Consider the following 24,451-nt stretch of genomic DNA (forward strand, 5'->3'; position numbering starts at 1 on the left):
AGCTTGGGTCGGACGGAGGGATCAGGCGTTCTGACGGGCGGCCCAGGCGAAGCCCTGGGTGCACAGGCGGGTGACGTCCGGGTTCTGGAGGTCGTCGAGGTCGTGTCCGACCGCGCTGTAGAAGACGCGGCCCTCGCCCCAGGTCCTGGTCCATGCCTGGGGGATCGTCCTCCCCTCCAGCCAGGGCAGGTGTTCGCCGGTGAAGGTGGACTCGGCGAGGACGTGGTTGTTGGGGTCGACGGACATGTAGTACTGCTCCGAGGCGACCCGGAAGTCCTTCACCCCGGCGGTGATCGGGTGGTCGGTGTCCGTGATCGCGACCTCGTACGGGTACTTCACTCCTTCACCGGCGGGGTGTTCGAGGAAGCTGCCGCCGAGGAGCCAGTGGTACTTGAGGCTGGTGCGGAACGCGGCGGCCGCGCCGTGCCAGGCGGCGATCCCGGTGCCGCTTTCCACCGCGCCCAGCAGGTTCGACTCCTGGGCGGCGGTCAGTCCCTCGGACAGCAGGGCGTTGTTCCAGTTGAGGGCGATGAGGTCGTAGCCGGTGAGGTCGGCGTCGAGGGCGAAGATGTCGTTGGTCTCGTCGACGTCGAACCCGAGGTTCTTGAAGATCGGGAGGGCCCATTCCTCGGCCACCTGGTACGGCTTGTGCCCCGGCCAGCCTCCGTACAGATACAGGACGCGGGTCATGCGTTGCTTCCTCCGCTCGTGCCGGCGAGGGCCGCGGCGCGGCTGCGCAGGCGCTCGGCCACCTCGATCGCGTCGCCTTCCGGCGCGGTCGACTTGCGCTCCGGCTTGGCGGCCAGCAGGTACACCAGGCCCACGGCCGAGACGACGAGGAAGCCGACGAGTGCGATCCACTGGTCCAGCAGCGGTGTTCCCGGGCCGCCGGTGGGCATGGCGAGAAGGACCATTCCGAACACTCCGTAGACCAGGGCCGCCACGTTGACCACCATGCCCCAGCGGCCGAGGGTCCAGGCTCCGGCGGGACGCCACCCCTTCATGCGCATTCGCAGCGCGGCCAGTACGACCATCATGAACGCCGCGTATCCGGCCAGCATCTGGAACGCCGCGATCTTGGTGAGGGAGTCGGGCGAGTAGTAGACGAACACGAAGATCACCAGCGGGAGGACGTTCACGGCCAGCAGCGCGTTCAGGGGAACGCGGTGCTCGCGGGAGATCTTCGAGAAGACGCGGGATCCCGGGAACATGTCGTCACGGGCGAAGGAGAAGACGATCCGGCTCGCGGCGGCCTGCTGGCTCATCACACCCGCGATGAAGGACGTGATGATGACCGCGAGCACCGCCTTCGTGCCCACCGTGCCGAGGGAGTTCTGCAGGATCGAGGGGATGGGGTTGGTGTCCTTGCCCTCGAGGATCGAGGCGAGGTCCGGGGCCGCGAGGGCGTAGCCGACGAAGGCGAGCAGTGCGGCCACTCCGCCGACGGCCACGGTCAGCTGCATGGCCCGCGGGATGCTGCGGGAGGGGTTGGGAACCTCTTCGGCGATCTCGCCGCACGCCTCGAAGCCGTAGAAGAGGAAGAGGCCGACGAGCGAGGCGGCGATGAAGGCCATGAGGTAGCTGTCGTGGTTGGAGCTGCTGGCCTCGAAGAAGATCGAGACGGAGTTGTGCCGCTCGAAGATCAGCAGGTAGAGACCCACGATCACGATGCCGATCAGTTCCGCGGCGAGTCCGATCTTCGAGATCAGAGCCAGGGTCCTGGTACCGAAGCAGTTGCAGATCAGGCAGACGACCGTCATGGCGATGGCGATCCACAGCCGCTGGGCGGGGGTGGAGCTGATGGCGGGCTCGTCGGCCGTTCCGGCGAAGAGGCTGGCCGCGAAGTCCGAGCTGAAGAGCGCGGTGCTGGTGATGCCGATGGTGATACAGCAGATGTACGTCCACGCGTTGAACCAGGCGTAGCGCCCGTTCCACAAGCGTCTGACCCACTGGTACAGGCCGCCCGCGAGCGGGAACTGCGAGACGATCTCGCCGAAGGTCAGGGCGACCAGGAACTGCCCGGCCCCGACGATGCCGATCCAGAAGATGGACGGTCCGCCTCCGGTCGCCAGACCGACGGCGAAGAGGGCCACGACGCCCACGAGGGGCGAGAGGTACACGAAGCCCAGGGCGAAGTTGCCCCACAGGCTGACCTTGCGGTCGAACTTCTGCTCATAGCCGAGGACGGCGAGCATGTTGGCGTCCTCGGCGGACGAGATGGGGGTGGCTTCCCCGCCCGAGGTGCCGGCGGGGGTGGGTCTGGGCGCCGCGTGCGCCTCGTTGTCCGTAGCTGACATGACGATCTCCGTGGGTCGAGGGGGAACTGCTCCTTGTCGAACGGCTGCCGTACCGCGACGGCGGCCCGGCGTAAAACGTGATCCGTCATCGCGGATCAGCTCTGCTCGAAGGTGTGGTCGGACCAGTCCAGGCGGGCCGATCCGTAGCGCGCGGCGCGGACGTCTCCCGAGCGCGCGTGCCCCTCGAAGTTCTCGATGCGTGAGGCCCTGCCGCAGATCTCGCCGAGGCGGGCGCTGGACCCCGCGTCCCCGATCTCCTGGTAGGTCACGGTCTTGAGGTACTTGCCGACCCAGAGACCGCCGGTGTAGCGGGCCGCTCCCAGGGTGGGCAGGACGTGGTTGGTGCCGATGACCTTGTCGCCGTACGCGACGCAGGTCTTGTCCCCGAGGAAGAGGGCGCCGTAGTTGCGCATCCGGTGCAGGGCCTCGCGGGGCTCGGCGGTCAGGATCTGGACGTGCTCGCTGGCGTACTCGTCGGCGAGGGCGTAGGCGGCGTCCAGGTCGGGGACCACGATCACCTCTCCGTGGTCGCGCCAGGCGCGCCCGGCGACCTCTCCGGTGGACAGGTCCGGCAGCAGCTTGTCCACCCAGGCGATGGTCCCGTCGGCCACGTCGTGCGAGGTGGTGATGAGGACGACCGGGGAGTCGGGTCCGTGCTCGGCCTGGGACAGCAGGTCCGTCGCGACCACGAACGGGTCCGCGGTCTCGTCCGCGACGATCAGCACCTCCGTCGGCCCGGCGAAGAGGTCGATCCCGACCTCGCCGAAGAGCTGCCGCTTGGCCTCCGCCACGTAGGCGTTGCCGGGTCCGGCGAGCATGTCGACCGGGTCGATCGTCTCGGTGCCCAGGGCCAGTGCGGCCACGGCCTGGACGCCGCCCATGACGTAGATCTCGTCGGCCCCGGCCAGGTGCATCGCGGCGATGCTGACGGGCGGCGGCGCGCCTCGGTCGGGCGGGGTCGTCGCGGCGACCCGTCCGACGCCCGCGACCTTGGCGGTCAGGACGGTCATGTGGGCCGAGGCGGTGAGGGGGTAGCGGCCGCCGGGCACATAGGCGCCGGCCGCGCCGATGGGGATGTTGCGCTGCCCCAGGAACACTCCGGGCAGTGTCTCCACCTCGAAGTCGGTGAGCGAGTCGCGCTGCGCCTGGGCGAAGCCGCGGACCTGCGTCTGGACGAAGCGCAGGTCGTCGAGGACCGTCTCGGGGACGGAGGAGACGACGGCGGCGATCTGGTCGGGTCCGAGCCGATAGGACTCCGGGCTCCAGTCGTCGAACTTCTGCGACCAGCGGCGCACGGCGGCGTCGCCGTTGGCCCGTACGTCGGCGATCACGTCCGCGACGGTCTCGATGATTTCCGGCCGACTGGTCCGCGGGGTCTTCGCGGCGGCGGGAGCCTTGATGGTCTGGTGTGTTGCTGACACTCTGCACTCCTTGCAGGGGTCTTGCCTGCGGGCTTGACCTGAAGTCTGGGGAAACGGGCGGTGGGACGACAGGCACAGGGTGTGCAATATTGGCCGTGGAACCTGCACACACCGAGGTAATGGCTCATGGCTGAAGTCCTGACTGTCCGCGCGGCTCTGGAGCTGGAGGTGTTCACGCGCACCACGGTGCGGGTGTACGCCGGGGAGAGGAATCTGGACCGCCCGGTGCGCTGGGTGCACACCGGCGAGATCCCGGACATCCACCGCTTTCTCACCGGGCAGGAGATGCTCCTGACGGCCGGCCTCGGCATGGGCGTGACCCACCATGAGCAGCGCGCCTTCGTCCGCCGGCTCGCGGACGCCCACGCGGCCGTCCTCGTGGTGGAACTGGCCGGGCGTATGTTCGACTCGATGCCGGAAGCGGCGATCGAGGAGGCCGAGGCGGTCGGCCTGCCCCTGGTGGGACTCGCCGACGAGATTCCCTTCGTCGAGACGTCGGCCCAGGTCCACGAGGTGCTCGTCGGCATGCGCGTCAAGCAGCTGATCGCCGAGGAGGCCACCAGCCAGGCGTTCATGGATCTGCTGCTGGCGGACGAGGACTACGTCGGGGTGGTGAGGGAGCTGGCCCGTCGCACGGGGCACCCCGTCGTGCTGGAGGACGTCGCCCATCAGATGCTGGCGTACGGCGGCGCGACGCCGGAGGCCGACCGGGTGGTGGACGAGTGGAGTGCGCACTCCCGGGCGATCCATGAGCGCCACCCCACGGTCTCGGCGCAGGGTCCCGGGGTGCCGACCGCGCCGGCGGCGTCGTTCCGCGAGGTCGCGCCGTGCGCACGCCAGCCGGTGGTGCTGCGGGGCGAGTCATGGGGGTGGCTCCACCTGCTGCACGGGGGTGCACGGCCGAGCCCGCCCGAACTGCGCACGCTGGAGCGGGCCGCCGCGGCCATCGCGATCTCCCTGCTGAGCGAGCGGGAGAGCGGCGCCCGCGCCTCCCAGCGCCAGACGGCCCTGCTCAACCGGCTGCTGCTCGGCGACATCACGGGAGAGCGGTTCGTGACCCTCGGTCTGGCGCTCGGCCAGGATCTGCGCGGGCGGGACCTGGTCGTCGTCACGGCCTGGGCGGGGGACGAGGAGCCCACCAAGGACCACCTCCTCGCGCGCCTGCTGCAGGAGGCGGGATGGCCGGCCGTCGTGGGCGACACCGGGGACTTCGACGTGGCGGTCGTGGGCCTGCCCACCCGCGCCGACGCCGGTCATGTGCGCACGCTGCTGGCCGATCACGGGATACGGGGCGGCATCAGCCGGATCGTGGAGCCGCCGGTGCTGCCCTTGGCGCTGCGCCAGAGCCGCAGTGCGGCGTCCGTCGCCGCCGCGGCCTCGACCGCGGAGGTGCGTCACTTCGACGATCTGGGGGCGCTGCGCCTCCTGGTCGCCCTCTCCGAGGGTCCCGAGCTGCGGCGGTACGTGGAGGACGAACTCGGGTCGCTCCTGGAGCACGACGCGCTGGCGAAGAACCCTCTGCTGCCCACCCTGCGGACGTTCCTCGACTGCGGGGGCAACAAGGCGCGGGCCGCGGAGGAACTCTTCATCCAGCGGCGCACCCTGTACCACCGCCTCGACAGGCTCTCCGAGATCCTCGGCCTGGACCTCGCGCAGGTCAGCAATCAGCAGCGGCTGCAACTGGCCGTCCGCGGACACGATCTGCTGCGCAAGCCGACACTGCGGCGCACCTGACCAGGGGGCCGGGCCCGGGATGCGGGCCCGGCCACCACGACGTCAGCCCTTCGTCGCCCGGGCCAGGGACGGCGCGATGCGCAGGGCGTTCGCCCCGATCGTCAGCGCCGGATTGAGCGCCGCGGAGGACGGGAAGAACGACGAGTCGGTCACCCAGAGGTTGTCGATGTCATGGCTGCGGCACAGGGGATCGAGCACGCTCTCGGCCGGGTCGTGACCCGCCACGGCCGTTCCGCACATGTGGGAGTTGGTCTCGATCCCCATGCGCTGGGTGAAGATCAGCGGATAGCCGGCCCTGCGGACGGCCCGGGTCACCCGGCGCACGAGTTCGTGATGGGGTGCGAGGTTGGTCGGCTTCCAGTCGATGAGGATGCGGTCGCCGTCCACGCGGACCCGGTTGTTGCGGGACGGCAGGTCCTCGGTGGTCAGGTAGATGTCGAGACTTCTGGCCGCCATGAGTTTCAGGGCCCACGTCGGCGCCCACGGACGCGCGGGCTTGAGCATGGGGGCCTGCAGCTTGCCCAGCATCTGGAGGTTCCCGAGCGGGAAGCGGGTTCCCGGTCCGGCCTCGTAGAAGTCGTTCAGGCCGAGCGTCTTCTGCCACTTGGTGGGGTTGGTCCGCAAGGGGTTCACCCCGACGAAGAACGTGCTGTTGTGGACCATGTAGTTGCGGCCGAGCAGGCCCGAGGAGTTGGCGAGTCCCTGGGGGTGCGCGTCGTCGGCCGAACGGAGCAGCAGGGCGGCCGAGTTGACGGCGCCTCCGGCGAGGGCGAAGGACTTGGCGTTGATCCGGAGGGTCCGGCCCGCGTGCCGTGCCTCGGCGGCGACGATGCGCCGGCCGTCGGGCGAGGTGATCAGACGGGTGATCTCCGCGCCGGTGAGGATCCGCGCGCCGTCGCGCAGCGCGGGGAGCAGGATCCGGTTCTCGGCGTCGGACTTCATGCCCGTCTCGTCCGGGCAGCCGTCGGCGGTGGTCACGGCGGCGCGGTCGGCCTGCGTCTCGATGTTCAGGGCGTTCGGGGTGTGGAACGGGTGCAGCCCCTGCCGGCGCAGCGACCGGGCGAACCGCTCGATCTCCGGTTCGTGCTGGAGCGCCGGGTAGGGGTAGGGCTTGGAGCGGGGCGGCTCGGTCGGGTCCTCGCCGGTCTGCCCGTGCACCTGGAGCAGCTCCTCCATCGCGGTGTAGAAGGGCTCCAGGTCGTCGTAGTCGAAGGGCCAGGCCCGCGAGACGCCTTCGTGGTGTTCCACCTCGGTGAAGTCGCTGCGGCGGAAGCGGGGCAGCATGGCGCCGTAGAAGCGCGTGTTTCCGCCGACCCAGTAGTACACGCCGGGCGCGAACGGCTCGCCGTTGCTGCCGTCGTACCAGTAGCCGGCGTTCTTGTACCGGCCCTTCATGTACATCTCGGCGGGCTGCGAGTTCTCGGGTTCGCGGGGAAGGAAGCGGCCCCGTTCCACGACGAGGACGTCGAGTCCGGAGTCCTTCAGCGCCCAGGCCAGCGAGGACCCGCCCATGCCGGAGCCGACGATCAGGACGTCGGTGCTGATCTCTGCTGCGGTGCCGGGTGAGACGAGGGCTTCGGGCCGAAGCTCCGGGGGTGTGTAATCCTGACGGACCGGGTCGGACATGGGTCGCAATCCCCTTGGACGCTCGGGTACGGGCTCGGGAGGCGGGACTTCGAAGGCCCCCTGTGGCCATGGTTCCCCGTGAGCCTAAGCATCGGTGGGGATTCGTCCCATGCACGAGATGCGTAATGACGGCCGACCGGGGCACACAGTGTGTGCACCGTCCACCGCTCCCCTGGACGCCGCTTCGGGCCCGCGGTCGCGGAAGTCGGCTTCCCGGAGCACCCGCTCGGCCCGCCACCCGTGGCGGCGGCGACCATGGTGTGTATGCGCCTGGCCGAATTTTGCTCACCTCGTGCATGTGCCGGGTGTCCCCGGCGTCTCTAGCGTCTCCAGGAGCCACGGCGTCGATCAGGGCCGCGGAACTTTCATGGAGGCGCAATGGACAGCGAATCGTATGACTACATCGTCGTCGGAGCCGGCTCGTCCGGCTGTGCGGTCGCGGCCCGCCTGTCCGAGAATCCAGACGTCACGGTCGCGCTCATCGAAGCGGGGCCGCCGGCCCGGGGCCGTCTCTTCGAGATCCCCGCGCTGTTCTCGCAGCAGCTGAAGACGGCGTACGACTGGGACTTCGAGACGGACCCCGAGCCGCAGCTCGGCGGGCGCCGTGCCTACCTGCCCCGCGGCCGGGTGGTCGGCGGCACCAGCTCGATGAACACGATGCTCTACGTGCGCGGTCACCGCTACGACTACGACACCTGGGAGCGGCTCGGCAACCCGGGCTGGGGGTACGACGACGTCCTGCCGTTCTTCAAGAAGTCCGAGGACAACGAGCGCGGGGCGGACGACTTCCACGGTGTCGGCGGCCCCCTCACCGTCAGCAACCCCAACTCCGTCCACCCGCTGCTCACGGCCTGGGTCGAGGCGGCCCAGGACGCGGGCCACAAGTACAACGCGGACTTCAACGGAGCCGAGCAGGAGGGCGTCGGCTACCACCAGGTCACCCAGCGCAACGGTCTGCGCTGCAGCAGCGCGCGGGCGTTCCTGGAGCCGGCCGCGGGGCGCCCGAACCTCACCGTCCTGCCCTCGACGACCGCTCTGCGCCTGAGCTTCGACGGCTCCCGGGCCACCGGCCTGGAGGTCGACCACCTCGGCAGCGTCCGGACGATCCGGGTCGACCGCGAGATCGTGCTGTCCCTCGGGGCGTACAACTCGCCCCACCTGCTCCTCCAGTCCGGTGTCGGACCGGCCGACGAGCTGACCGCGGGAGGGATCACCCCGCTGCACGACCTGCCGGACGTGGGCCGGAACATGCAGGACCACACCGGGTGCTTCATCAGTTTCTTCAGCGAGACGGAGCCGCTGCTCGGCCCGGACACCTCGCGCGAGGAGGAACTCCTGCGCCGGGAGGGCATCGGCCCGATGGCCTGGAACGAGACCGGCGGCTTCTTCAGCTCCAGCGACGACCTCCCCGCGCCCGACATCCAGGTGCATGCCGCACTGGGCATCGTCCGTGACGAGGGGCTTGCCGCCCCGCTGGAGCCCGGAATGTCGTTCGGTCCGTACGTGGCGCGGCCCGCGAGCCGCGGCGCGGTGCGGCTGCGGCACTCCCACCCCTACGCCAAGCCCCGCATCTTCCACAACTACCTCGCCGACCCCGACGACCGCCGACGGCTGCGGGAGGGCGTCCGGCTGTGTATGCGCATCGCGCGCGAGCAGCGGCTGACGTCCCTGCTGCAGGCGGACCTGCGTGCGGCCGCCGACGCCGGACTCGCCCCAATCTCGGACAGTGACCAGGACATCGACGACTTCATTCGCACGCAGTCGTTCTCGTTCTACCACCCGTCGGGCACCTGCATGATGGGCAAGGTCGTCGACCATGAACTCCGGGTGCGGGGGCTCGAGAACGTCCGCGTGGCGGACACGTCGATCATGCCGACCCTCGTCACCGGGAACACCAATGCTCCCGCCATCATGATCGGGGAGAGGGCCGCCGCGTTCATCCGGGCGTCGGCGGGGTGAGCCCGGCTCTCCGGCTCGCCCCGGCGGCCGTCGCCGGACCGGTACGAGGCGCGGAAGGCCGTCGGGCGGTGTGCGCGGGTCCGTCACACGGTCCGGACGACGGTGCCGCCGGCCTCCAGTGCGGCGACTTCGCCGGCATCGGCCGTGGTGTCGGTGACGAGGGTGTGCAGGAGGGCCGCGGGGCCGACGTAGGCGTAGGCGGTGTGGCCGAGCTTGCCGGCGTCGGAGGCGGCGATCACGCGGCGGGCGGAGGCGATGCCCGCCTTCTTCACCGCCGCGTCGTCGAGGTCGTACGCGGTGAGACCGTCCGCCGCGGTCAGCCCGCAGCAGCCGATGACGGCGGTGTCGAAGCGCAGGGCGGCCAGGGAGGCGAGGGTGAGGGGGCCGGTGAGGGCGCCCTCGGCCGCGCGGGGCTGTCCGCCGGGTACGACCAGGGTGGCCGGGCCGGGTGTCTCGCCGAGCAGCTGGATGGCCTGCAGGGACAGCGGCATCACGGTGACGGGCCGCTCGCGCAGGAGGCGCGCGACCTCCAGGCAGGTGGTGCCGCTGTCCAGCAGGACGGTCTCACCGTCGGCGACGAGTGCGCAGACCTCGGCGGCGATCCGGCGTTTGACCTCGACCCCCTCGTGGGCGCGCAGCGCGAAGGGCGGCTCCTCGCCCCGCAGCAGCAGGGTGCGCGCTCCTCCGCGGACCCGTTCGAGGACGCCCTGGGCGGCGAGGGTGTCGAGGTCGCGCCGGATCGTCATCTCCGAGGCTCCGGTCAGCTCCGCGAGTTCCTGGACCGTGGCTCCTCCGGAGTCCCTGACGGTCTTCGCGATCAACCCGTGCCGGTCTGCGTTGCTCATGCCGTGATTGAACACCACCAGCAAGCGCACATCCAACGTGTGAGTTATCCCCATTTTCGAACACCACAGATGTTCGTTACGATGGTCTGCATGGAACACCCCCTGCGATCCGCCCGTGTGGCGACCTACGCCTACTTCGTCCTGTACGGCACCCTGCTGGGCACCTGGGTGGTGCACATCCCCGCCGTCGAGGAGCGGGTGGGCATCAGCCACGCCGAGCTCGGCGGCCTGCTGGTGGTGCTCGGCGTCGGGGCCTTCGCGGGGATGCGGGTGGCGGGTCCCCTGACCGACCGCCTCGGCACCCGTGTGGTGGTGCCCGTCGGCGGCGTGCTCTGCGGCACGACCCTGTTCCTGCCGGGTCTCGCCCACGACGCGTGGACGCTGGCCGGCGCGCTGCTGGTCTTCGGCTTCTGCAACGGCTGCCTGGACGTGAGCATGAACGCCCACGCCGTACACGTGGAGAAGGCGTACGGTCGCCCCGTGATGTCCGGCTTCCACGCCACGTTCTCCGTCGGCGGTGTCCTCGCCGCGCTCGCCGGAGCGGGTACGGCGAGCACGGGCCTGAACCCGGCCGTGGGCATGGCCGCCGTGGGAGCCGTGGGCATCGTGACCGCCCTGGTCGCGGCCCGTGGTCTGCTGCCCGCCGCTCCCGCCGCCGAGAGCCCCGCTTCCGCGCGGGAGTCGGGGACGTCACCGGCCGCCGGGCGTGCCCCCACGGGCCGGGGCCGGGTCTGGCTGCTGGCCGTCCTGGCGCTGATGGTCATGCTGTGCGAAGGCGCCGCGAACGACTGGAGCGCCCTGCACCTCAAGGACGCCCTCGGCGCCTCGGCGGGCACGGCGGCCTTCGCCTACGGCACGTTCGCCGCGGCCATGACCGTCGGCCGACTGCTCGCGGACCGCGTCGTCATGCGGTTCGGTTCCCCGGCGATCCTGCGGTACGGGGCGGCCACGGCCGCCGTCGGCATCACCCTCGTGATCCTCGGTCCGTCGATACCGGTCGTGTTCACCGGCTGGGCGCTGTTCGGCCTGGGCCTGTCCGGCTGCGTCCCCCAGCTGTTCAGCGCGGCCGGACACGCCGACCCCTCCGCCGCCGGCGCGAACATGTCCCGCGTCGCCGGGCTCGGCTACGTCGGCATGCTCGCCGGGCCCGCCGTGATCGGCTGGCTGACCCACCTCGTCGCCCTCGACCACGCCTTCGTGCTGCTGGCCCTGCTGTGCCTGACCACCGCCGTGGGCGCCCGCGTCCTGCGCACCGACCCCGTCGTCGTCCGCCGCGGCGAAGGCACGGCGGACCCTGCGCGCGAGCGCGACATGGCAGCCCACACCCACTGACCGCTTGTGCGGCACGGTCCCTGACACCCGTGCCGCACAAGCTCTCCTCTCCCCCGGTCACCACGGCCGGTCCACGAGCCCTCAGCCGACCGAAGGAGCCCCCGATGTCCGAGTCCCCCGCACGTCCCGCCCGCGGCGCCGTCGGTGTCATGCTGCCCCTGGACCTCCCGGTCGCCCAGGTGCTGCCCTACGTCCGGCGCGCCGAGGAGCTGGGGTTCGACCAGGTCTGGGTGGTGGAAGACCTCGGCTGGCGCGGCGGTGTCGCCCAGGCCGCCACCGTCCTGGCCTCCACCACGAAGCTGACGGTCGGGATCGGCATCATGCCCGCCGGCGCCCGCAACGTGTGCTTCGCGGCGATGGAGCTGGCCACGCTCGCGCAGCTCCACCCCGGCCGGCTCGTCGCGGGGATCGGCCACGGCATGCCCGGCTGGATGCGGCAGGCCGGGTCCTGGCCCGCCAGCCCCCTGACGTTGATCAAGGAGTACGCGCGGGCGCTGCGCCTGCTCGTCGCCGGTGAGCCGGGCCCCGAGAACGGCCGGTACGTGCGCTGCGAGGGCGTGGTCATCACCGAGGTCCCGGACGTGGTGCCCCCGGTGATCCTGGGTGTGCGCGGCCCCAAGTCGCAGGCGGTCGCGGGTGAGGTCGCCGACGGACTCCTCCTGGCCGAACCCGCCGCACCCGGCTACATCACCGCCTCCCTGCGCCACCTGGGCCCCGCCGCGGCGCACTCCCCGGAGATCGTGGTCTACGACGCCGCCGCCGTGGACGACGACGAGGAGGCCGCTCTGGCCCGCGTCCGCACCGTCCTGGAATCGGTCGGCGAACCGCAGTGGGCCGCGCACATCGACCCCCTGCCCTTCGCCGCCGAGCTGCGCGCACACCGCGCCGCCTGCTCCGACGGACGGCAGTTCGCCCGGACCATGCCCGCCGAGTGGGTCCGTGCGCTGAGCGTCTCCGGCACTCCCGCCCAGGCCCGCGCCGCGATCGACGCCCGTCACGCGGCCGGCGCGACCAGTGTCGTCCTCGCCCCGGCGGGCCCCGATCCCCTGGCCGCGCTCGACGCACTCGCCCGCGCCCTGCCCCCGCGGCACTGAACCGGACCACACCCAAAGCCCGAGGGAAGGGACCCCCATGTCCATCGACCGTCGCCGTGTCGTGCTCTTCGACCTCTTCGGGGTCATCGCCCGCCACCAGCGCCCGGGTGCCCTGGAGACGATGGCCGCCCGCTGCCACGCCGCGCCCGACGCGTTCACCACGGCCTACTGGGCCCACCGCCCGCCCTACGACGCCGGCCGGCATTCCGCTTCCGCGTACTGGACGGACGTACTGCAGTCGTTGTTCCGGCCCGCCGACCCCGAGACGGCCGAGGAGCTGCGGCTCACCGACATCGACAGCTGGTCCCGCGTCGACGACGGCATGGTGGCCTATGTGCGCAGCCTCCGCGGCCGTGCCCGGGTCGCCCTGCTGTCCAACATCCCCGCGGACCACGCGGACGCCTTCCTCACCGCCCAGCCCTGGCTGCACGACCTCGACCACGTCGCCTTCTCCGGCAAGATCGCTACGGCCAAGCCGGACCCGGCCGCCTTCCTGCACTGCGTCGACGCGATGCACACCTCGCCCGCCGACTTCCTCTTCGTCGACGACCGTGAGGAGAACGTCCTCGCGGCCGAGGCCGTCGGCATGAACGGCCATCTGTTCCGAGGGCAGGAGGAACTCGCGGCCGTCCTCGACACCTGGCTGCCGACGGCCGGCTGAACCGGGGACCGGATCGCGTCCCGCCCGTGCCCTGCCGCGGCACTCACAGGGCGTGGACCAACCTCCCCGCCTCCGAGGCCATCTGACGCAGCCACATGTGCGCGGGTTCACGCTCGTGCAGCGGATGCCACCACAGGGACTCCACCAGGGGCCCCGCCTCGAAGGGCAGGTCGACGATGACCGTGCCGGTGTCCGCGAGGAAGAGACGGGCCGCGCGCTCCGGGACCACGCCCACCCGGTCGGTGCCGGCCACCAGATGGGGCACGGTCAGGAAGCTCTCGCTGGTCAGTTCCAGCCGCGGCTCCAGCCCGCGGGCCCGCAGCCAGTGCAGCGGAGGAAGCGCGAACCGGGGGGAGTTGTACGGCATCACCCAGGGCCGGGCCGCCAGCTCCACGGGGCTCGTCGGCAGCGGGGCCTCCGACGCCACGACACAGACCCAGCGGTCGTCGTAGAGGTCGATGGACGGAACCCTGGCCAGCAGCCCCTGGGGAAGCAGGATGCCGTCGACGGTGCGCAGGTCCTCCTGGGCGCGCCGCACGATCTGCGAGGTGAGGTGCTGGAAGTGCACCCGCACCCCCGGCGCGACCTCGCGCATCAGTCCGGTCAGTGCCCGGCCGAAGAGGGCCAGATGGGCGTCGGTGCCCACCAGGGTGAACTGGTGATCCGCACGGGCCGGATCGAAGTCGGGGCCGGTCTGGAAGACCCGGTCGGCCAGGGCGAGCGCCTGTGCCGTGTTCTCGGACAGGCGCTCGGCCAGGGGCGTCAGCTCGTAGGAGTTCCCGACCCGGGTGAGCAGGTCGTCGCCGTAGTGGCGGCGCAGCCGGGCCAGGGCGGCGCTCAGCGTCGGCTGGCTCAGACCGAGCCGGAGGGCCGCCCGGGTCACACTGCGCTCCTGCAGCAGGGCGTTGAGGGACACCAGCAGGTTCAGGTCCAGACTCATGGCGTCGAGCCTCCGCGGGGTTATCGGTCCGACCGATGAGCACCATCGGCGATTGCATGTTCCCCGATACCCCGGCCCACGGCTAGAACTGTGCGTGAAGCCGCTCAGAACCCACCGCACCGCACGCCGCACCGCACGCCGAACCGCACGTCGCGGACCGAACCCTTCGCCACGCAGCCGCCGTTCCGGTCTGCTCGGGCTGTGCCGGTCCGTCCGGGACTCCGCGTCCCGGGGACGCGCGGGCCGACCGGTCGGCCGCCCCGGTGCGTTCCCCCATCTGCCGAGGAGCCGTCATGCCGTCGTTCCATGTCATCGTCGCCGGAGGCGGCATCGGTGGGCTGTGCCTGGCCCAGGGCCTGCGCAAGGCCGGTGTCAGCTGCGCCGTGTACGAGAGCGCTCCCGACATCGTGCGGACCGGGTACCGCCTGCACATGAACGGTGACGGCGGACGGGCGCTGCAGCGATGCCTGCCCGACCCGCTGTTCGAGCTGTACGCCCAGACCTCACGGGTCGCCCCGCGCCGCGCCCTCATGGTCCACCTCGACCACCTGGGCAACGAACTGGGCACCCGCCCCCACATCGACCCGCCCAACGACCCGGTGCGCCCGCACACGGCGGTCAACCGGCGCACCCTGCGCCAGATCATGGCCGTCGGCCTGGAGGACGTGCTCCACTTCGGCCACACCGTCAGCGGCTTCGAGGCCGACGAGGACGGCGTACGCGTGGTGTTCGAGGACGGCTCCTCCGCCACCGGGGACGTGCTGGTGGCCGCCGACGGCATCAACTCCGTCGTCCGTGGACAACTGCTTCCCGAGGTACCGGTCGTCGACACCGGTCTGCGCGGCCTGTACGCGGTCGCCCCGCTCACCGACGCGCTGGCGGCGGCCCTGCCCGACGGAGTCTTCGACGGGTTCTCCATGGCCTCCGCCCCGAACGGGGCCGTGCTCGTGGCCGGCGTCTACCAGCCGCGTCGGCCGATCGCCGAGGCCGTGGCCGAGCTGGTGCCGGGCGCCGCCGTGGACCCCGTCGGACCGTATGTGATGGCCGGGCTGTTCGCCCCGCCGCACGGTGAACTCTTCCCCGGCGACGAGGAGCTGTACCGGGCCACGAGCGAGGCCCGCCATGCGGTGATGTGCGAGGTCGTGAAGGACTGGCATCCCGGCCTGTCCGCCCTGGTGGAGCGCGCCGACCGGTCGACCGTCTTCCCCGTGGCCGTACGCCACCTGCAGCCGGCCGACCCGTGGCCCACCAGCCGGGTCACCCTGCTCGGCGACGCCATCCACGGCATGCCGCCCTCGTACGGCACCGGCGCCAACACCACGCTGCGCGACGCCGCCGCCCTCACCGAGACCCTGAGCCGGGTCGCCCGCGGCGAGGCCCCGCTGCTGGAGGCGATCGCCGCGTACGAGGAGGAGATGCGGGCGGAGGTCTTCCCGATCCTGCGCGCCGCGTCCGACCCGCGGGCGCAGGAGCCCGAGTTCGTGCCGGAGGACCTTCCGGTGGCGAAGGTCTGAGCCGCCGTTCTTGACGGCTGTCCCCCGCCCGCGGTGACCGCCGCCACCGAGCGCCCCCACGGATCACCCCCCACTGCCCCGCCCGTGACATCACAAGGAGGTGTGTCCTCATGACCGACGCCATCGACCGTGACCGGCCGCAGACCGAGCCGTCGCCGATCTCGACGGACCAGGCGACTGCGGCAGATCGAGCGACCGCAGCAGATCAGGCGGTTCCCACGCCGACCGGACGCCGGGCAGGCCATGCCCAGCTGGCGCTGCTCCTGACGGGGATCTGCATGCCGGTACTCGGCACCGCCCTGATCGCGCCCGTACTGCCGCAGATGCAACGGCACTTCGCCGACACCCCGGGCAGCGATGTCCTGGTGCCCATGGTGCTCGCCCTGCCGGGACTGCTCCTCGCCCTGTCCGCCCCGCTCGCCGGCTTCTTCGCCGACCGGACCAACCGCAAGATGCTCCTGCTGATCGCCATGGGCCTGTACGCCGTGGTCGGCAGCGCCCCGCTCTACCTGGGCTCGCTGACGGCGATCGCCGTCAGCAGGGTCCTGCTGGGGGCCTGCGAAGGCGTGATCATGACCTGTTGCACGACGCTGATCGGCGACTACTGGTCCGGAGCGCGGCGAGCGAAGTACCTCTCCCTGTCCACGCTGGTGACGGCGCTCGCCGCGACGGTCTTCCTGGCCATCGGCGGAGTCCTCGGGGTGTCGGGCTGGCGGACCCCGTTCTGGATGTACGTGCTGCCGCTGCTGTTGCTGGTGCCGATGGCCCGGCTGCTGTGGCAGCCGCCCCGCGCGGACGCCCCGGGCGTCAGAACACCTCTGGAGCCGTTGCCGCGCCGCCAGGTCGCGGTGACGAGTCTGGTGACGCTGTTCGGCGGGGTGTTCTTCTTCGTCCTGGTCGTCGAACTGCCCTTCATCCTGGACGGGATCGGCATCCGCTCCACCGCCACCGTCGGTGCCGTCTCCGCCGTCATGGCGCTGGCCACGGCCGCCGGTTCGGCACTCTTCCCCCGGCTGTCCGGGCACCCGGCGCGCGTACTCGTGCCGCTCGAGTTCGTCGGTGTGGCCCTCGGTCTCGCCACCGTCTTCGCGACCGGGGCGCTGCCCGTCGTCGTGGCCGGCTCGATGGTCACCGGATTCAGCACCGGACTGCTGCTGCCGACGCTGCTGGTGTGGGCGGTCCACCGGCTGAGCTACACCCAGCGCGGCCGGGGCACCGGCTGGTGGGGCGGTGCCCTGACCCTCGGGCAGTTCTTCTGCCCTCTGATCGTCGCCGCCCTGAGTGCCGCGGCGGGCGGTCTCCGGCCGGCCCTGGCCGCGCTGACGGCGGTGGCCGTGCTGCTCGCCGCAGCCGTGCTGTGGGGCCTGCGCCGCCAGAGCGACCCGCTGATACCGCCCGCCGCCGAACCGGTCGCCTCCCCGGTCGCCCACTGACCCCGTCGCGACGGACCCGTGGCCTCCGTCGCGGCACCACGCCGACCGGAGGCCCGCCTCCTTCCCGTATCCCGCCACGGACCCCGAGCACCGAAGGACCCACGTACATGAAGTTCGCCAACATCGGCGGGCGCGCGCACCTGATCGCCGCCGGACTCTGCTTCGACCTCGAACAGGCCGGTGCCGGCCGCTTCTCCTCGGATCCACAGGCCGTCTACGCCCGCTGGGACGAGTTGACCGACTGGGCCGCCGCACACGACCTGCGCGGCGGACGGCCGTACCGGAACGAGGAGTTGCTGACTCCGGTGCCCCGTCCGCATCAGATCTTCGCCATCGGTCTCAACTACCGGGCGCATGCGGACGAGGCGGAGGTGGTGCCGCCGAAGGAACCGATGGTCTTCACCAAGTACGCCTCCAGCCTCACCGGCCCGACCGGCCCCGTCGCCCTGACCGGCACCTCGGTGGACTGGGAGGTCGAACTGGTCGTGGTGATCGGACGCACCGCCCGCTGCGTCCCGGCGGAGCGGGCCTGGGAGTACGTGGCCGGCCTGACGGTGGGACAGGACCTGTCCGACCGGGAACGGCAGTTCACCGACTCGCCGCCCCAGTTCAGTCTGGCCAAGTCGGCACCGGGATTCAGCCCGGTGGGACCGTACGTCGTCACCACGGACGAGGTGCCCGATCCCGACGATCTCGCTCTGGAGTGCTCCGTCAACGGCGAGGTGATGCAGCGCGACCGCACCTCCTCGATGTTGTTCGGCGTCGGAGAACTCATCGCCCGCCTCTCGCGCGTGCTGCCGCTGCTGCCCGGCGACCTGCTGTTCACCGGAACGCCGGCGGGCGTGGGCCTCGGCCGTACCCCGCGCCGCTTCCTGCACAGCGGTGACCGGCTCGTCAGCCGTATCGAAGGGCTCGGCGAGATGTCCCACGTCATGACGGACGCCGTCACCACCGTCGGTGCCGCGCCGGAGCGGGCGGTCGGCACGGGCACGTCTCACCCGCTGGGAGGCAGGCCGTGATCACTCCGGCACTGCTGGCGGCCCTGCGTGAGGCCGTCCAGCCCGACCCCCTCGGCCAGCCCCTGCCGGCCGCGCGGACGCTGTACCCGGGAGTGCGCTCCTACTGCGACATCGAGTTCGCGGCCGAGGAGGGCTACCGGCCGCTGCTGCTGGACGTGCACCGTCCCGCTCCCCCGGGCCGCGCCGGGCTCCTCGTCCATGTGCACGGAGGCGGGTGGATGCGGGGTTCACGGCGCAGGCACTCCCTGCCGGTGCCGGAGATCACCGCGTCCGGATTCGCTGTCGCGTGCCTGGACTACCGGCTGAGCGGCGAGGCCGCCTTCCCCGCCCAACTCGCCGACGTCCACGCCGGACTGCGCTGGCTCGCCGCCCGTGGCGAGGATCCCGAACTCGACCTCGACATGGCCGGTGTCGTGCTCTGGGGCGAGTCGGCGGGCGCCCACCTCGCGGCCCTGGCGGGCCTGGGCGCGCCCGCCGGACAGGATGCCCCCGCCGGCGCGCCGGGGCCGGCGATCGTCGGCGTCGTCGACTGGTTCGGTCCGGCCGACCTGCTCACGATGGGCGATCCGGCCGATCCGCGCACCCGGGAGGCCCGGCTGCTGGGCGGTCCGCCGGCCGAGCGCCCCGCCGAGGCCCGCGCGGCCGGCCCGGTCACCCATGTCCGCCCGGACGCCCCGCCGTTCCTCATCATGCACGGCACCGCGGACTCCCTGGTGCCCTTCGAACAGAGCCGGCAGCTGGCCGAGGCGCTGACCCGTGTGGGAGCCGCGGCCGAACTGATCGCCGTGCCCGGCGGCGAGCACGGGTGGTTCGGGATGGACGACACCGGGCCGCTCGTCGCCACCGTTCTCGAGTTCGCCGGACGGCACCTGTACGCCGGCACACCTTCAGGAGGAGACCGATGACCACCGTGTTCACCGACGCGCGGATCTTCGACGGCAGCGGAAGCGATCCCTTCGAAGGGGAAGTGCGCGTCGAGGGCGACCGGATCACCCAACTGGCCGCGGGCCGGGAACGGGTCAGCCGGGAGGGCGCCGATGTCGTCGACGCCGCGGGGAAGACCCTGCTGCCGGGTCTCGTCGAGGCCCACGCGCACATCTCCTGGCCGTCGGCGGTGGACCGGCCGATCCCCACCATGGAACTGCCCGTGGAGGAGCATCTGCTGATCACCGCGCGCAACGCCCGTGTCCTGCTGGACGCCGGGTTCACCAGCGCGTACTCCGCCGGTTCGCTCGGAGCGCGGTTCGAGATCGCGTTGCGTGCGGAGATCGACGGCGGGTGGCTGCCGGGGCCGAGGCTGCGCGCCTCGTGCATCGAGCGGGCGCCGGAGGGCGACACCGCGGTTCCGGACGTGCACGACGCCGACGACCACCGCCGCGGCCCCGAGGCCGTACGCGAGTTCGTCCGCAAGTGGGCCGCGAACGGCGTGGACACCATCAAGTTCCTGCTGTCCAGCGACGACGCGTTCGTTCCCGGCGGCTCGAAGCAGCTCCTCTACACCGACGAGGAGGTCAGGGCGGCCGGGGAGCAGGCCAGGGAGTCGGGCGTGTGGCTCGCCTGCCACGCCCATGCCGCCGGCTCGATCAAGCAGGCCGTGAACAACGGCTTCCGCATCATCTACCACTGCACGCACGCCGACGAGGAGGCCCTGGATCTCCTGGAGGCGGCGAAGGACCGGGTCTTCGTGGCACCGGCGGTCGGGGTGATCTACACCGGCGCCCACGAGGCACAGCGGTTCGGCGTGACGCAGGAGGCCGCCGCCGAGAAGGGGCTGCTGGAGACCCTCGAACGCTGGAGCAAGGTCATTCCCGAGATGCGGCGCCGGGGCATCCGCGTCCTGCCCGGCGGCGACTACGGCTTCCTGTGGAACCCCAACGGCGCCAATGCGCGCGACCTGCAGTACTTCGTCGAGCTGTACGGCTTCACCCCTGCCGAGGCGCTCCGCGCGGCCACCATGTACGGCGGGCAGCTGATGGGCATGGGCGACGAGCTCGGCCTGGTCCGTGAGGGGTACCTCGCCGACCTGCTGCTGGTCGACGGCGACCCGCTCCAGGACATCTCGCTCCTGCGCGACCGCGACCGGATCACCCACATCATGCAGGGCGGCCGCTTCCACAAGCGCCCGCAGCGTGAGGAGTACGAGCGTCTGTTCACACCGGCAGGGCAGGCGTCCTCCGCCTGACGACCGGCGCACGGCGGCAGGTTGTATGCGTCGCCTTCCCGGGACCAGCACTGGTCCGGCCCCGGGAAGGGGACGGATGGCCGCGGTGAACGGCGGAGCCGGAGGTGGGCCGTGCGGGGACGGCCCGTCCGGCATGCGCGGACGCGCGGACGCGCCGCCGGGCCGCGGGCCGCTGGGCCGCTGGGCCGCCGGGCCGCCGGGCCACCGGGCCACCGGGCCACCGGGCCACCGGGCCACCGGGCCACCGGGCCACCGGGCCACCGGGCGGTCGTACCCCGCTGCCGGATCAGGGCCGGGGGCGGGTCACGTCGTGCCGCGGACGTCCAGGGTCGGTGTCAGGACGATCGGGGGTGGCAGTTCGCCCGCGAGCAGCCGGTCGACCTGGTGGACGGCCAGTTCGCCCAGTCGTCGCTTGTCGAGATGGAGCGTGGTCAGCGGGGGGTCGACGAGATCGACGACACTCAGCCCGTCGTAGCCGACCAGGGCACAGTCGTCCGGTACCCGGACGCCCAGTCGACGGGTGGCCCGGAGCGCGCCGAGCGCGACCAGGTCGTTGAAGGCGACCACCGCGGTGAGGTCCGGGTGCGCGGCATGCAGCGCCTCGAACGCGGCGGCGCCGCCGGCCGGGGACTGCTCCCCCCTCACGATCCAGTCCTCGTCGACGGGCAGCGCCTGCTCGCCGACGACCTCCAGGAAGGTGCGGCGCCGGAGCATCGGGGCGGTCACGCACTCGCAGTCGATCATGCCGATCCTGCGGTGCCCCCGGTCGACGAGGTGCTGCAGACCGGCCCGGATTCCGGCCGCGGCGTCGATATGGACCAGCGCGTGCTTCGACGAGTCCAGCCCGCGATCGACCAGGACCAGCGGCACCGTTCCCACATGCGGCTCCAGCTCCGCGTCGGGTTGGCTGAGGTAGCCGACGAGAGCGTCCACCTGCCGGCCGAGTGAACGGACCAGGGACAGCTCCCGGGACCGGTCGTTCTCCGTGCTGGCCACGAGCACCTGCCAGCCGCGTTCGTCCGCGGCGGCGATCACTCCCGCCACGAACTCCGGGAAGAAGGGGTTGACCACGTCGGGAACGATGAGGCCGACGGAGACGACATCCTGCTGGACGAGGCCCCGGCCGAACCGGCTGGGCCGGTAGCGCAGTTCGCGGGCGACATCGAGCACGCGCTGCTGGGTCTTCGGGTCGATCTCCCCCTTGCCGTTGATCGCCCGGGAGACGGTCTGATGGGACACGCCCGCCGCCTGCGCGACATCGCGGAGCGTGACGCGCTTGACGGTTCCCGCACCCCGCGCCCGCTGGTCTTCCGTTTCCCGCCGTCCGGCCACGCTGCCCACTCACTTCTCGTCCTGTGCCGCCCTGTGCGCCAGTCAATCAGGTTCACCGGCCTGCCGCGTCATCGCCGGCCCGGGCGCAGGCGTTGACGATGCCCGCCCCTCTGAGCAACAATCCCGTTAACGGTCACGTTAACGTTAACGGCACACGGTGAGGAGAGCATGATGACGGCTTCGAGGGGTCCCGTACCGCACGAGCCCCACGGGATGTTCCGGAGCGTGTTCCGCGGCTGGCACGCGCAGGCCGACGTCTTCTCGGCTCTGCCGGACGCCCCTGTGCAGCCGGATGATCCGCCTCCCTGGTGGCACCGGCTGAGGGTGCGACGGCGACAGAGGCCGCGCAGTGGCGCCCCCTCGCCCAGCCGGTCCACGGCACCCGCCCGGGGCGGCTGCCCTGCTCCCAGCGGGGGCGGCCGCACTTGACCCTGTCGAGCGCGTACCGGCTGTCCTCCCGGTCGGTCCGATCCGCTGCGGGCTCCGATCGGCTTCCGGCGTCGCGCATCGGGGCGGGGGACGGGACCGCGGGAGGTGACCATGCACGATGACCAGGTGGAGGTGGCCACCGACACCGTCGCGGCCCTGGTCCGGGAACAGTTCCCTCAGTGGAGCGGCAAGAAGATCCGCCCCCTGGCGTCGACCGGGACGGTCAACGCCGTCTTCCGCATCGGCGACGGTCTCTCCGCACGTTTCCCGCTCCGCCGGGCCGACGCCGCCGAGGCGCTGGCGACCCTGGAACGGGAGGCGGAGGCAAGCGCCGAGCTGGCACGAGTGTCCCCGTTCCCCGCACCCGAGCCGGTCGCCCTGGGAAAGCCCGGCGCGGGTCACCCCATGCCCTGGTCGGTCCAGACATGGCTGCCGGGAACGGTCGCCGCCGATGCCGACCCCAGCGGGTCGGACGCCTTCGCCGAGGACCTCGCGGCCTTCATCTCAGCGCTGCGGGAAGCCGATACGCGAGGGCGCTCGTTCGACGGCGACCATCGCGGCGGCGCTCTCACGCGCCATGACACCTGGATGGAGACGTGCTTCGCGCAGAGCGAGGGACTGCTCGACGTGCCCCGTCTGCGCCGGGCGTGGAGCCGCTTCCGGGAGTTGCCACGCCGGGGCGCCGACGTGATGAGCCACGGTGACCTGATCCCCGGCAATGTCCTGGTCGCGGGAGGCCGACTCGGCGGGGTCCTCGACACCGGTGGCTTCGGACCGGCCGACCCGGCGCTCGACCTGGTCAGCGCCTGGCACCTGTTGCGGCCGGGCCCCCGGGACGTGCTCCGGCGGGCACTGCGCTGCGACGATCTGGAGTGGGAGCGCGGCAAGGCATGGGCGTTCGAACAGGCGGTGGGCCTGGTCTGGTACTACGTCGAGAGCAATCCCGCGATGAGCGGCTTGGGACGCCGGACGCTCGACCGCATCATGAAGTCGACGGGGTGAGGCCGCCGCGCGCCCACGAGGGGCCGCGTGCGGCCCGTGCGACGGGACACGCGCGAGGGGGCCCGTGCGAGGATGGCGGCCGTGAGCGGATCGTCGTCCTTACCTGTCGCTGAAGGCAACCCGCGTGGTCGCGGCCTGGGTTCACGGGCCGCTGCCGCGTTGGTGTTCGGTTCCTCGGCCGCGGTGCTGGTGGTCGAGATCGTCGCTCTGCGCCTGCTGGCCCCCTATCTCGGCCTTACGCTGGAGACCAGCACCATGGTGATCGGGATCGCCCTCACGGCCATCGCCGTCGGCTCCTGGCTCGGCGGGCGCGTCGCCGACCAGCTCGATCCCCGGCGGCTCCTGGGCCCCTCCCTCGGGGTGTCGGGAGTGGTCGTGGCACTCACCCCCGCGGTGCTGCGCAGCACCGCGGAAGGGGCGCCCGCGCTGCTGCTGTTGATCGCGTCGCTGACCATCCTGGTGCCGGGCGCGCTGCTCTCCGCGGTGACGCCGATCGTGACGAAGTTGCGTCTCACCAGACTCGCCGACACCGGGACGGTCGTCGGCGGACTGTCCGGCGTCGGTACGTTCGGCGCCATCGTCGGCACTGTTCTCACCGGCTTCGTCCTGGTGGCGCGGTTGCCAGTCAGCGGCATCCTGATCGGTCTGGGAACGCTGCTGGTGGCGGGTGCGGCGCTGGTCGAGTGGCGCACGCGCGGGTGGACCGGGACCCCTGCCCTGACGGCCGTGGTCGTCGCCGGCGGCCTCGCCACCACGGTGGCGCCCGGCGGCTGCGACGCGGAGACCCGGTACCACTGCGCGCAGGTCGTCACGGACCCCGACCGGGACGGCGGCCGCACACTGCTGCTGGACGGCGTGCGGCACTCCTACGTCGACCTCGACGATCCGACCTTCCTGGAGTTCACCTATGTGCGCGCCCTCGCGTCGGTGGTCGACTCCGCCTTCCCCGAGGGCGAGCCTCTCACCGCCCATCATCTCGGCGGTGGCGGACTCACCTTCCCCCGCTATCTCGCCGCCACGCGGCCCGGGACGCGCAGTCTCGTGTCCGAGATCGACGGCGGGGTCGTGCGCATCGACCGTGAGCGCCTCGGTCTCTCGCCGGAAGCCGGTTCCGGGATCGACGTACGGGTCGAGGACGGCAGGCTCGGTCTGCGGCGGCTGGAGGACGGCAGTCGGGACCTCGTCGTCGGCGACGCCTTCGGGGGCGTGAGCGTGCCGTGGCACCTGACCACGGTGGAGGCGATGACCGACGTACGGCGGGTGCTCGACGAGGACGGCGTGTACCTCGCCAACCTCATCGACCACGGGCACCTGGACTTCGCACGTGCCGAAGTGGCCACCCTCGGCGAGACGTTCGAGCACATCGCCCTCGTCGGCGCCCCGGTCGACATCGGCCTCGACCCGACGACCGCGCCCGAGGGCGGCAACCTGGTGGTGCTCGCCTCCGACCGGCCCGTCGACCTGCGCGCGGCGCAGAAGATCCTCGACGCCCGGCGAACCGGCTGGAAGATCGCCACCGGCGACGCACTCACCGCCTGGATCGACGACGCCCGACCGCTCACCGACGACTACGCGCCCGTCGACCAACTTCTCCAGCCGTCCCGCACCCACCGCGATCGGTGACGCGGCAC

The 24,451-nt window shown here is 71.8% G+C and carries 19 protein-coding genes; 12 read left to right on the plus strand and 7 right to left on the minus strand.

Annotated features, from left to right (window positions below):
- Nucleotides 1–21 precede the first annotated feature (21 nt).
- From PYR72_RS05695 to hisD, 3 genes are all read right to left on the minus strand, one after another.
- A complete protein-coding gene (locus PYR72_RS05695; protein WP_275454207.1) occupies nt 22–690 on the minus strand; it encodes a ThuA domain-containing protein in 669 nt (222 codons plus the stop codon).
- Entirely contained in the window at nt 687–2,297 is a 1,611-nt protein-coding gene (locus PYR72_RS05700) for an amino acid permease (protein WP_275454208.1), read from the minus strand. The genes PYR72_RS05695 and PYR72_RS05700 overlap by 4 nt, the downstream gene beginning before the upstream one ends.
- A 95-nt stretch (nt 2,298–2,392) precedes the next feature.
- Complete coding sequence (gene hisD / locus PYR72_RS05705) at nt 2,393–3,718, minus strand: histidinol dehydrogenase (protein WP_275454209.1); 1,326 nt, start codon at nt 3,716–3,718, stop codon at nt 2,393–2,395.
- Nucleotides 3,719–3,844: 126 nt separating this feature from the next.
- Here hisD and PYR72_RS05710 point away from each other — a divergent pair, with 126 nt between their 5' ends.
- Nucleotides 3,845–5,452, plus strand: coding sequence for a PucR family transcriptional regulator (locus tag PYR72_RS05710; RefSeq protein WP_275454210.1), 1,608 nt, complete (start codon nt 3,845–3,847; stop codon nt 5,450–5,452).
- A 42-nt stretch (nt 5,453–5,494) separates the two neighbouring features.
- Here the strand turns inward: PYR72_RS05710 and PYR72_RS05715 are convergent, their stop codons facing one another.
- A complete protein-coding gene (locus tag PYR72_RS05715) occupies nt 5,495–7,078 on the minus strand; it encodes a GMC family oxidoreductase (protein ID WP_275454211.1) in 1,584 nt (527 codons plus the stop codon).
- Nucleotides 7,079–7,456: 378 nt separating this feature from the next.
- Between PYR72_RS05715 and PYR72_RS05720 the strand changes: the two genes are divergently transcribed.
- On the plus strand, nt 7,457–9,037 hold the full coding sequence (locus tag PYR72_RS05720) for a GMC family oxidoreductase N-terminal domain-containing protein (protein ID WP_275454212.1): 1,581 nt from the start codon (nt 7,457–7,459) through the stop codon (nt 9,035–9,037).
- Between the two features lie 83 nt (nt 9,038–9,120).
- On the opposite strand, the gene PYR72_RS05725 is transcribed toward PYR72_RS05720, so the two are convergent.
- The gene (locus PYR72_RS05725; protein WP_275454213.1) at nt 9,121–9,882 is read right to left on the minus strand and encodes a DeoR/GlpR family DNA-binding transcription regulator; all 762 of its coding nucleotides are present in this window, start codon (nt 9,880–9,882) and stop codon (nt 9,121–9,123) included.
- Nucleotides 9,883–9,963: 81 nt separating this feature from the next.
- On the opposite strand from PYR72_RS05725, the gene PYR72_RS05730 reads away from it, so the two are divergent.
- The 3 genes from PYR72_RS05730 (at nt 9,964) to PYR72_RS05740 (ending at nt 12,969) form a co-directional block, all read left to right on the plus strand.
- Nucleotides 9,964–11,214 (plus strand): MFS transporter, encoded by a 1,251-nt coding sequence (locus PYR72_RS05730; protein WP_275454214.1) that lies wholly within the window; start codon nt 9,964–9,966, stop codon nt 11,212–11,214.
- 104 nt (nt 11,215–11,318) lie between these two features.
- Entirely contained in the window at nt 11,319–12,308 is a 990-nt protein-coding gene (locus PYR72_RS05735) for an LLM class flavin-dependent oxidoreductase (protein ID WP_275454215.1), read from the plus strand.
- A 37-nt stretch (nt 12,309–12,345) separates the two neighbouring features.
- Nucleotides 12,346–12,969, plus strand: coding sequence for an HAD family phosphatase (locus tag PYR72_RS05740; RefSeq protein ID WP_275454216.1), 624 nt, complete (start codon nt 12,346–12,348; stop codon nt 12,967–12,969).
- A gap of 43 nt (nt 12,970–13,012) precedes the next feature.
- Here PYR72_RS05740 and PYR72_RS05745 read toward each other — a convergent pair whose 3' ends face one another.
- Nucleotides 13,013–13,909: a LysR family transcriptional regulator gene (locus PYR72_RS05745; protein WP_275454217.1), complete on the minus strand. Its 897-nt coding sequence runs from the start codon at nt 13,907–13,909 to the stop codon at nt 13,013–13,015.
- Nucleotides 13,910–14,202: 293 nt separating this feature from the next.
- Here PYR72_RS05745 and PYR72_RS05750 point away from each other — a divergent pair, with 293 nt between their 5' ends.
- The 5 genes from PYR72_RS05750 (at nt 14,203) to PYR72_RS05770 (ending at nt 20,057) form a co-directional block, all read left to right on the plus strand.
- Nucleotides 14,203–15,423, plus strand: coding sequence for an NAD(P)/FAD-dependent oxidoreductase (locus PYR72_RS05750; RefSeq protein ID WP_275454218.1), 1,221 nt, complete (start codon nt 14,203–14,205; stop codon nt 15,421–15,423).
- A 110-nt stretch (nt 15,424–15,533) separates the two neighbouring features.
- Complete coding sequence (locus PYR72_RS05755; protein ID WP_275454219.1) at nt 15,534–16,856, plus strand: MFS transporter; 1,323 nt, start codon at nt 15,534–15,536, stop codon at nt 16,854–16,856.
- Nucleotides 16,857–16,963: 107 nt separating this feature from the next.
- Complete coding sequence (locus PYR72_RS05760) at nt 16,964–17,875, plus strand: fumarylacetoacetate hydrolase family protein (RefSeq protein WP_275454220.1); 912 nt, start codon at nt 16,964–16,966, stop codon at nt 17,873–17,875.
- On the plus strand, nt 17,872–18,780 hold the full coding sequence (locus tag PYR72_RS05765; RefSeq protein WP_275454221.1) for an alpha/beta hydrolase: 909 nt from the start codon (nt 17,872–17,874) through the stop codon (nt 18,778–18,780). Before PYR72_RS05760 ends, PYR72_RS05765 begins: the two co-directional genes overlap by 4 nt.
- On the plus strand, nt 18,777–20,057 hold the full coding sequence (locus PYR72_RS05770; protein WP_275454222.1) for an amidohydrolase family protein: 1,281 nt from the start codon (nt 18,777–18,779) through the stop codon (nt 20,055–20,057). The genes PYR72_RS05765 and PYR72_RS05770 overlap by 4 nt, the downstream gene beginning before the upstream one ends.
- A gap of 303 nt (nt 20,058–20,360) precedes the next feature.
- On the opposite strand, the gene PYR72_RS05775 is transcribed toward PYR72_RS05770, so the two are convergent.
- Complete coding sequence (locus PYR72_RS05775) at nt 20,361–21,389, minus strand: LacI family DNA-binding transcriptional regulator (protein ID WP_275454223.1); 1,029 nt, start codon at nt 21,387–21,389, stop codon at nt 20,361–20,363.
- A gap of 540 nt (nt 21,390–21,929) precedes the next feature.
- Between PYR72_RS05775 and PYR72_RS05780 the strand changes: the two genes are divergently transcribed.
- Nucleotides 21,930–22,820, plus strand: a complete 891-nt coding sequence (locus PYR72_RS05780) for an aminoglycoside phosphotransferase family protein (protein ID WP_275454224.1) — start codon at nt 21,930–21,932, stop codon at nt 22,818–22,820.
- Between the two features lie 72 nt (nt 22,821–22,892).
- Nucleotides 22,893–24,443, plus strand: a complete 1,551-nt coding sequence (locus tag PYR72_RS05785) for a fused MFS/spermidine synthase (RefSeq protein ID WP_275454225.1) — start codon at nt 22,893–22,895, stop codon at nt 24,441–24,443.
- Nucleotides 24,444–24,451: the final 8 nt, after the last annotated feature.

Source organism: Streptomyces sp. VNUA24 (assembly GCF_029167005.1).
Lineage (GTDB): Bacteria > Actinomycetota > Actinomycetes > Streptomycetales > Streptomycetaceae > Streptomyces > Streptomyces scabiei.